Origin of the sequence: uncultured Methanobrevibacter sp. (assembly GCF_902769175.1) — an archaeon.
Taxonomy (GTDB): domain Archaea; phylum Methanobacteriota; class Methanobacteria; order Methanobacteriales; family Methanobacteriaceae; genus Methanobrevibacter.
On sequence record NZ_CACXNW010000002.1, the window covers coordinates 99,305 to 109,410 of the forward strand.

The 10,106-nt window shown below is 31.4% G+C and carries 8 protein-coding genes and 1 pseudogene; 3 read left to right on the forward strand and 6 right to left on the reverse strand.

Annotated features, from left to right (window positions below):
• Positions 1 to 161: 161 nt before the first annotated feature.
• From QZV12_RS01180 to QZV12_RS01190, 3 genes are all read left to right on the forward strand, one after another.
• Complete coding sequence (locus tag QZV12_RS01180; protein ID WP_295615918.1) at positions 162 to 1,364, forward strand: phosphatidylglycerophosphatase; 1,203 nt, start codon at positions 162 to 164, stop codon at positions 1,362 to 1,364.
• 20 nt (positions 1,365 to 1,384) lie between these two features.
• Positions 1,385 to 2,221 carry an adenosylcobinamide-GDP ribazoletransferase gene (gene cobS, locus QZV12_RS01185; protein WP_295615921.1) on the forward strand — a complete coding sequence of 279 codons (837 nt, stop codon included), beginning with the start codon at positions 1,385 to 1,387 and terminating at the stop codon, positions 2,219 to 2,221.
• A 244-nt stretch (positions 2,222 to 2,465) separates the two neighbouring features.
• A complete protein-coding gene (locus QZV12_RS01190; protein ID WP_295615924.1) occupies positions 2,466 to 3,023 on the forward strand; it encodes a tRNA (cytidine(56)-2'-O)-methyltransferase in 558 nt (185 codons plus the stop codon).
• A gap of 99 nt (positions 3,024 to 3,122) precedes the next feature.
• Here QZV12_RS01190 and QZV12_RS01195 read toward each other — a convergent pair.
• The 6 genes and pseudogenes from QZV12_RS01195 to QZV12_RS01220 all read right to left on the reverse strand — a co-directional run.
• Positions 3,123 to 4,245, reverse strand: a pseudogene (locus tag QZV12_RS01195) (DUF763 domain-containing protein).
• Between the two features lie 132 nt (positions 4,246 to 4,377).
• Positions 4,378 to 4,881, reverse strand: coding sequence for a fumarate hydratase C-terminal domain-containing protein (locus QZV12_RS01200; protein ID WP_295615927.1), 504 nt, complete (start codon positions 4,879 to 4,881; stop codon positions 4,378 to 4,380).
• Between the two features lie 461 nt (positions 4,882 to 5,342).
• Entirely contained in the window at positions 5,343 to 5,720 is a 378-nt protein-coding gene (locus QZV12_RS01205) for a flagellar protein, FliL (protein WP_295615930.1), read from the reverse strand.
• A 390-nt stretch (positions 5,721 to 6,110) separates the two neighbouring features.
• Positions 6,111 to 7,277: a tyrosine decarboxylase MfnA gene (gene mfnA / locus QZV12_RS01210; protein WP_295615933.1), complete on the reverse strand. Its 1,167-nt coding sequence runs from the start codon at positions 7,275 to 7,277 to the stop codon at positions 6,111 to 6,113.
• 200 nt (positions 7,278 to 7,477) lie between these two features.
• Positions 7,478 to 9,754 carry a phosphoenolpyruvate synthase gene (ppsA, locus tag QZV12_RS01215; protein WP_295615936.1) on the reverse strand — a complete coding sequence of 759 codons (2,277 nt, stop codon included), beginning with the start codon at positions 9,752 to 9,754 and terminating at the stop codon, positions 7,478 to 7,480.
• A 160-nt stretch (positions 9,755 to 9,914) separates the two neighbouring features.
• Positions 9,915 to 10,106 (reverse strand): ribosomal protein L16 (locus QZV12_RS01220; protein ID WP_295615939.1); only part of this gene is annotated, 192 nt, incomplete at its 5' end.

Below are 10,106 nucleotides of genomic sequence, written 5' to 3' on the forward strand. Positions count from 1 at the left end.
ATTTATAATTATAATTAAATAATATTTGTTATATAAATATATTTAAAAATATAGATTAAATGATTAAGGATAAAGAAATCATTAAATAAGATAAAAAACCATTTAAATAGAATAATAAAATCATTTTTAAGATTATCAGACAATTTAAAAGAGGAATCTAATTGGCTAAAAAAAATAAAAACAAAAAGGAAATTGCAAGCATCAAAAACAAATTGGTTAACGGAGAACTAATAAGAAATGAAGATGCATTGTATATAAACAATCCAGATTATTTTTTAACTTTCAGCGATTTGGAAATAAGCGATGGAATCGACATAATAGAAAATATCATGATTCTCTCAAACAATTACATAAACTTTAACAGACAAAATGAGGATGATGACTTAACTGATGTCGAATTAATGGAAATCACTGAAGAATATAAAGAAAATAATGCAATTGAAGGAGGATATATCTGCCAAAGATTTGATAAGGAAGAGCATATCATCAATAGCTACGATGACATTACAGTCATTACAGTCATTTCCAATGACCTTGAAGTGCAAGACTTTTATAATGATTTGAAGGTTGTAAACAGTTGGAAAGGATTTGAAAATGCCAAACTTAATTTTGGACAAATAATACTGTTGAATCATGCATTCAGTCCTAAACTCCTTATACAACTTTATAAAATTGCAACAAAGCAAAAGGCAAGATTCTTTGAATCCCTTCACTTTCCAATCCACATAAACAATATACTAAACAATGAAGATTTCCTGGTGATTGCATCTAATCTTCCAGAGGAAACCTTAGACCAGGATTATATTATGGAAATTGGCTTGGACATAACCAATATGGAATACGAAGATGATGAAGTTGACCTTAAGGAATTTACCCAAAGAATAGAGGATGCTGTTGTCATCAGCTGTGAAGATGCTTTAGAAAAAATCAATTTAAGCATAGGAATATTAGATTATCTTGTCAGCGAAGGAATTCTCATAAAAGATGTTATTGAAGTTGGAATGAGCCTTTTGGAAGGAATCGAAGAAAGCGATGAGTTAAAGGAAAAATTAGAAAAGCAATTGCTTAAGTCAGTGAAAGATAAAAATATCAACGCCCTTTTAATTGGAGCCATCCGCATGGAAGAGGACTTTAATAAAGGAAGAGTTCGTGAAATTAATTTAAATGAAAAATTGGTTCATTTTTACCCAGATCAACTTATTGGAGCAACAATTGCAAATCAAATAGCTGGCACTAAGGCCCTATTAAACTTTAGAAGATACAGCCAAAGCAAGCCAGGAATATTATATGGATTAGGACCTATATTATCAAATGCATTTGCAGGATTAATCGCTGGTTGCATGACAAAAATACTTGATGAATAAAAAGATATGGATTTGATGATATGAAAGAAGAGAATAATGATGATTATTTTGAAAAGCAAAATCCCTCTGTTTTACGCTCAATTGGAGGATTGCTTACTTTTTCAACTATCCTTCCATTAAACATTTACACAACAATCGATGAAATGGCTAAAATGACTTGGTTTTGGCCAGTTCTTAATGGAATTGTTGGATTGCTTGCAGCGATAATTGCATATGTTTTAGCAAGATTTATCCATTTTGACCCGCTCCTAATAGCTGCAATCGTTTATGGATTCCTATTGCTAATCAATGGATTCAATCATTTTGATGGATTGATGGACTTTGGAGATGGGGTGATGGTTCATGGAAGCCCTGAGAAAAAGCTAAGCATTATGAAAGATCCTATGACTGGAGTGGGAGGAATATCCACAGGATTCATTGTAGGAACAATTACAATTGCTGCATTTGCATCCTTAATCAATTATGCTTACACAATCAATTTCAACATGATTTTATTGATCATTGTTGCTGAAATCGCAGCTAAAATAGGATTAACAACCTGTGCCATATGTTCTGCATCAAGTGATGAAGGAATCGGCAAATATTTCATAAAATATATGAACTTAAAGAATTATGTTGCTGGATTAATAATATGCTTAATATTAGCTGCAGCACTTAGCCTAAAAGTAGGATTCCACATAGGAATAATAGGAATTATTGGAGGAGCATTTGGCGGTTCATTAACTGCATTGATTGCTAAAAGACATCTTAAGATTGCAAATGGAGATGTCCTCGGAACTTCAAATGAATTAGGAAGACTTTTCTCATTGCTTGGAATGTTAATGGCAATTTCAATAAGTTTTAGTGCTTTAATTTAAATATTATGCAACAATAATAAAATAATAAAATAATAAAATACAATAATCAAATAAAAATAATAAACTAAAATAATAAAATAATAAAATAAACTAAAATAATAAAATAATAAAATAAACAAATAAACTAAAATAATGAACTAAAATAATAAAATAATAAAATAAACAAATAAAACAAAAAAAATTAGGAATTTATACTAACTATTTAATGAAAAAATAAAGAATGACAGAATTAAAGAGTGAAAAAATGAATATAAACGTTTTAAGATTAGACCACAGAATTGGAAGAGACACCCGTATTACAACCCATGTTTGTTTGACTGCAAGAGCATTCGGAGCAAGCAAAGTATGGTTAGCTGGAGAGGAAGACCATAGCATGATGAAAAGCGTTCGAGACATTGCAGATAGATGGGGAGGAGACTTTGAAATAGAATATAACAATTCATACATGGAAGTCATAATGAACTGGAGAGAAAATGGTGGAAAGATAGTTCATTTAACAATGTATGGATCTCAAGCTCATGAAATTGTAGATGAAGTGAGAGAAACCGGTGATGACATATTGATTATCGTAGGTGGGGCAAAAGTACCTACAAAAGTTTATAAAAATGCTGATTGGAATGTTTCTGTAACTACACAACCTCATTCTGAAGTTGCTGCACTTGCTATTTTCCAACATCTATTAATGGATGGAAAAGAATTTGATTTGGAATTTGAAAATCCAGTATTTGAAGTTATTCCAACTGCTCATGGAAAAACAGTAAATATCCATGATGAAAATAGAAAAACCAATAAAGAAGAATAATCTTTATTTTTCTTTATCTTTTTTTAAAAATAGTCTTTTTAACATACATCCCATAATTAAGAAATAAAATCGCCTTAACGTTTAAACACATATCCCTAATTAAGAAATAAAATCATCTAAACGTTTTAAGGCTTTCATCTTATCATACTTATCTAATTTTGCCTGATAAAGAGCATCCTTTACAGTTGCTATAGAATGGTCATAAACATCTCTGCCAACAGGATATGGGAATCCATCCTTTCTCCGTGACTGAAGGAATATTTAACTGGATCTTTCCAACTTGCAGGCTCACCAAAGACCAAATCAGATATTAAAGCTAAAGCCCTTATCTTTTTAGGGCCAATCCCCTGAAGCAAAATCAAATCTTCATATTTTTCAGGCTGAATTTCCCAAGCATTTTTTTAAGACTTCAAACTCCTTATCAGATAAATCCATATCTAAAACCTGATGGTGAGCAGGCAATGTGAGGGAATTGGTCTCTTCAATGCTAAAGTCAGTGAGCAAAAGTTGATTAGAATCTTTTCTTTTAAAATAGCTTCTTAAATAGTCGGGATTGTCATTGATTAAATCAACACTGATTTTTTTGAGCTTCAGCACTATCCTTTGAAGCCATATTTAATGCCTTGCTTTCCTTTTTATCACAGGAAATTCCATTATGTGGGTCTTCTAAAAAACTGGAAACATTTTCTCCCATCCAATGATAGCGCCTTGCATATTTTGTAGCTGTGTTCATCCCTTGCTGAACTACTGCCCAATTTCCCTTTTCTGTAATGAAGAAGTTATGAACATATAATGTATAGCCATCTTGAATACATGAATTGTCTACCTTTGCAGACAATTTGCTTGAATTAATCATGTCAGTTACATTGGAACTTTTTAGATTGAATATTTCTCCAACTAATTCAATTCCCTGAGGAGTTTTTCGTGAAGCGGTTCCCTTTCCTCCAGAGATAAAAATTCCATGCTTTTCAGGATCAATTGAAGATTTCAATGCACCGAGAGTTGTTGTGGTTGTACCTGAAGAATGCCAATCAAATCCAATGACACATGAAAATGCTTGAAACCAGTAGGGATCAGATATGCGGTTTAAAAACTCATTAGTGCCATATTCTTCTATAACAACTTCACTGATGGCACCAGATAGCTTTGTCATCCTGTCAAAGAGCCATCTAGGTGTGTGACCTCCATGTAATGGTAAATTGGTTGTCCCTCTTCGTTGCATAGAATATCTCCTTAAGGTTTAAAAAAATATTAATATTTAAAAAAGTTTTTCTAATTATTATTTTATAAAAAATAGTATTTAAAATTAAAAAGAGCATTTGAAAAATAATATAAATCTCCATAAATTCATAGATTATTTTAAAGATTCCCCATGTGCAATAGCTACAATACCTGGAATATCCTTTACTTCCAATTGGAAAAATGCTTCCATTCCTTCCTCTTCATAGGCAACACATTTTTTAGAGATTACATTGTTTGTTAAAAGTGCAGCAACAGGTGGGGTTACAATAGAAACAGAATTATGCTCATTTAAGCTTTTTTTAGTCTCTTCAGATAGAGACCCTTTCCCAATGTGAAACTTAACTCCTGAAGCAGATAATGTGGGAATTGATGATTCGATTTCAGCCTTATTGCTTGTAGTTGGAGCAATCCCTGCAACACTAAAAGCGGTATGCATTATGACCATGCCTTCAAAATCAAATGGATATTTCTCTATATCATCATTTTCTATGGATTTGACTAATTTTGGCAAGACTGCATCTCTCCCACAATACATAATCCCAGAAAGGGATATCTTATCTCCAACCTTCAAATCATTTATTACATCATCACTAATAGGAGTAACTATTTTTTTCATATAATTAAATATTTTTTTTAGAATTTATAAAATTTTCCAATATCAAAAGTTCCAATGAAAAAAAATAATGAGAAAGAAAAATTAAAAAAAATAGTGAAAAATAACAATTGAGCAAAAGCAAAAATATGATAAAAAATTTAAGTTAATTTAATTAAAAATAAGCCCAATTAAATAAATGTTGATGAGGAATAATATTAAAAATATACAAGGAATTTTCAATATAATAAAGTACAATAGCATATAATAAAAAATTTTATTGGAAATATGTATATGTGAAGCCTAAGAAAAATTAAATATTAGAAAAAAATGAAAAAATGATAAGTGAAAAATAATAAAAAATTGTGAAAAATAGAAAAAATAGAAAAAATAGTCAAATGATTAAAAATAGAAAAAAATGAAAAAATAGAAAGAATAGTTAAATGAGTAAAAATAAAAAAAGTTAAGAATTTAAAATAAAACAATTATTCTAAATTACCATCAACTACACCAAGCTTTTCTTGGTCTTTATCATATGAAGAACCTATCAATTCACCAGATTCGGAGTCATATTGGCGGAAACCTCCATCTTTGTAAGTGACTTCACGATATGATCCTTCACCATTTTGGCTATTAGGTTTAACAATTTCACTAACAATATCGCTGCCGCTTCCACCATTTGAAGAACCGCTTGAGCTATCAGATGAAGTAACTTGATCTACCTTATCTGCTACTTTATGAAAAGTGCCTGAATCATCATTATCAGCAACATTTGCAATATCATGCATGAAATTTAATGCAAAAGCACCACCTACTAAAAGTACAACTACAATAACTATTAAAGCTAAAACAGAGCCTTTCATTTTATCACCTCGTTTAATCTTTCATTTATTTTATTAGACATACCTATTAAAATAGTTTTCTATTACAATATGAAATAGCAAAAAAATAAAACAATATTCATTTGAAAAAAGGAAATAAAGTCAAAAAAGAATAATAAACAATATTCATTTGAAAAAAGGAAATAAAGTCAAAAAAGAATAATAAACAATAAGGATTAAAAAAAGAACTAAAAATAAGAACCAAAATAAAAAAATAAAAAAAAATTAGAATAAAAAAATAAGAAAAAATAATAGAATGATAGAAAGTAATAAGAAAAAGAAGTAAAATAAAAATAAAAAAATAAGAATAAAAAAATAAATAAAAATAATAAAATGATAGAAAATAATAATAAATAAAAAGAACTAAAAAACCTAAATAGACTTAGAAATCTCTTCTAAATCATTTATAAGTTCAACTAAATGCTCTTTTTTAATATGATTCATTAAAATAACCCGAATTGCTTCAGGATAAGAGGAGCAAGAAACTTTCCAATTTTTATCTTCAAGCAAATTAGCCAAATCATCAGTTTCAATATCTGGATGATTGAAAGCAACTATATTCAATTTAGGCTCTATAATCAATTCATAACCTAAATTTTTAAGATTTTCTGCAAGGAAATGAGTTTTTTCCATAGCTTCAATAGCATTTTTAGCATATCCTTCTTTTCCTAAATAGCTCATTACTGCATAAGTTGCAGCTGAAGCGGCACCTAAACGGGTTCCAACAATAGTGGATTGATGCTTGACTGTCAAATAAGGAAAATCAACAGATATTGCGTCCAAATAGGATTGGTCTCTAAATAATATTCCTCCAGAAGGAATTGGAGAAAGCCCCATCTTATGAGGGTCAACAGTAATTGACCTTACCCCTTCAAGTGAAAAGTCAAAATCAGGAAAATCATATCCTCTTTCTTTTAGGAAAGGAATTGTAAATCCTCCAAATGCTGCATCCACATGCAAGTGAATATCATTTTCAACTGCTATTTTTGACAAGTCTTCAATTGGATCTATCATGCCTAATTCAGTAGTTCCTGCTATGCCTACAATAGCTACAGTATTATCATTAACACACTCTTCAACGCATTTGGTGTCAATGAGGTAATTTTCATCTAAATCCACACGAATCAATTTTAAATTTAACATATCTGCCGCTTTTTTGAATGAAAAATGAGCAGACTTAGGAACTATCATCTCACCATTTTCAATTCCCTTATTATCCCTTGCAAGATTTCTTGCAGATCTTATTGCCATAATATTGGCTTCAGTGCCACCAGTAACCATATGCCCTGCAGGATTTTCAATGGATAAAAAGGAACCAATCATTTTCAATACGGTATCTTCGATTAATTTAGTTCCTTTGAAAAGACCAGGATCCCCTAAATTAGAATCAATAAATTTAAAAAAAGCCTCTTTTGCAATAGGATGTGCTTCTGTACACATAGAACCTAAGATTCTTCCATCAGAATATTTGCAATCCATTGCTTGAAATTTATCTAATTGAGAAAAGATCTCATCATGGAATATTGGTTTTTCATTCATAAAAATCACCTTAATTTTAAAATAAAGAAATATTATTTTTTTAATGTTATCCCATCATAAAAATCGATAGAACTTAAGCAATCATCAAATAATAAAAATAATATTAAAAAAATAATAAGACATAAAAAGAATAAACAAACTGTTAGAAATAAAAAAATAAAGATTTAAAAGATTTAACTTTTAAATCAATAAATTTAGAATTATAACTGTTTTCTTGCTGCATCAAGCATGATTTTCTTTTCAGCTCTTGCAACAGTTTTTCTTACTTCTTCTACTGCATCAGTATTGGAAGATACACTTGTAATTCCAAATTTAACAAGTTTTTCAACGATATGAGGTACACTACCTGCTTGACCACAGATACTGCATGTTACACCTGCTGCTGCACAATGCTTAATGGTTCTTTCAATTAAAGCCATTACTGCAGGGTGTTCTTCTCTGTAGTGTTTTGCAACAAGGTCATTGTTTCTGTCTACTGCAAGAGTGTATTGGGTCAAGTCATTGGTACCAAGACTTACAAAGTCAATTCCTTCTGCAATGTATTCATCAATTAAGATTGCAGCTGCAGGAATTTCAACCATCATACCAAATTCAACATCCACTTGAGGTTCCATACCTACTTCTCTACATAATTCCTTAGCTCTTCTAAGCTCGGAAGGATGTTGTGATAATGGAATCATGATTCCAATGTTTTTGTAACCTTTATCGTGAAGCTTTTTGATTGCTTTGAATTCAGCTTTTAAGATTTCAGGTTCATCCAATTCTCTTCTGATACCTCTCCAACCTAACATTGGGTTGTGTTCTCTAGGTTCATCTTCTCCACCTTCAAGGGTGATGAACTCATCAGTAGGAGCATCAAGAGTTCTGTACCATACAGGTTTTGGATAGAATTCATCTGCTACTTTTAAAACACCTTCAGCAATTGTATCAATCAATTTATCTTCATCACCATCAAGGATGAATTTTTTAGGGTGGACACCAGTAGATAACATCATGTGTTCAGTTCTGAGTAATCCTACTCCATCAGCACCAGTAGCTGCTGCTTTAGGAGCTGCTTCAGCCATACTTACATTTGCTTTTACTTCAGTAACAGTGATTAAAGGAGTTGCAGATACTTGTACTGCAGCTTCAGCGGTTTTTTCACTTTCAGCACCTTTGATGATGCCTTTGTATACTAAACCTTTTTTACCGTCAGCAGTAACTTCATCGTTTTCCTTTAAGGTAGTGGTTGCATCACCAGTACCTACTACACAAGGAATACCTAATTCTCTTGAAATAATAGCTGCGTGACAGGTTACTCCACCTTCATCGGTTACAATACCAGTAGCTCTTTTCATAGCAGGAACCATATCGGGAGTGGTCATAGTGGTGACCATTACGTCTCCTTCTTGGACCTTGTCAAGTTCATCAAGTTCTAAAATGACTTTTACAGTACCTGATGCTAAACCTGGACTTGCACCAAGACCTTTGATTAATACTTCTAAATCTACTTCCTCTTCAGAGGATTCATCTTTAGCATCACCTAAGGTAGTGATTGGTCTGGATTGTAATAAGAATAAGTTTCCATCATGGAATGCCCATTCGGTATCTTGAGGTTTGCCGTAGTGACCTTCCACTCTTTTAGCCATTTCAACAAGTTCAATTAATTCATCATCAGACAAGACCCTTTCGTTTCTTAAGTCTTCAGGAACATCAACTTGAATGGAGATTCCTCCTTCTTCATTTGTAAACATGGTTTTCTTGTCACTGATTGTAACATTTAAGACCTTGTTGGTTTCTTTATCTACAGCATAGTTATCAGGAGTTACAGATCCACTTACTACAGATTCACCAAGTCCCCATGATCCTTCGATTAAAGCAATGTTTTCACCGGTGGATGGGTTTACAGTAAACATTACCCCTGCCTTGTCAGAGTCAACCATTTGTTGAACAACTACTGCAATGTACACTTGAGAGTGTTCAAAGTTGTTTTCTTCTCTGTAGAAAATAGCTCTTGCTTCAAATAAGGAAGCCCAACATTTTCTTACATATTCGATTACGTTTTCTAATCCTTGAACGTGTAGGAAAGTATCTTGTTGACCTGCAAAGGAAGCTTCTGGTAAGTCTTCTGCAGTAGCGGAAGAACGAATAGCTACATCTGCTTCATCTTCCCCAACTCTTTGGGATAATTGGTTGTAAGCTTCAATAATATAAGTTGAAATATCTTCAGGTATAGGAGTTTTGATAATAATGCTTTTAATTTCTTCAGCAGCTTCTTGAAGTTCTTTAGTGTTATTAATATCGATTTGGTCTAAAATATCCATAACACTATTAAAAATTCCAGTATCTCTCATAAACTTATCATAAGTTTTAGAGGTTACTACAAATCCTGGAGGTACAGGAATACCTGCTTGGGTTAATTCACCTAAATTAGCACCTTTTCCACCAGCAATACCTAAATCATCTTTGCTTAAATCTTCAAATTTTTTAACATACATTGTTTTTCCTTCCTTTAAACACAATTATTAAACAATTTACACTAAAATTGAATGTTAATAATGTTTGGATATTAACTTAAGATCCAAAAAATATAATTTTGATGAAAAAATTAAAAAAATAAAATTATTAAAAAAAGAAAATAATTAAAAAGCAAAAAGCTTATTTAACTAATTCTGCTCCTTTTTCTACAACGATTCTGCAGGATACAGGCATTTTCATACCTGCTCTTTTTAAAGCGGTTTTAGCGTCTTCGAAGTTTTTAGGGTTTACATCAATAGACATGATCTTTTGATTGGTTTTTACTAAAGCTTCTACACTGATTGCTTTACCGAAAGCATTTCTCATACCGCT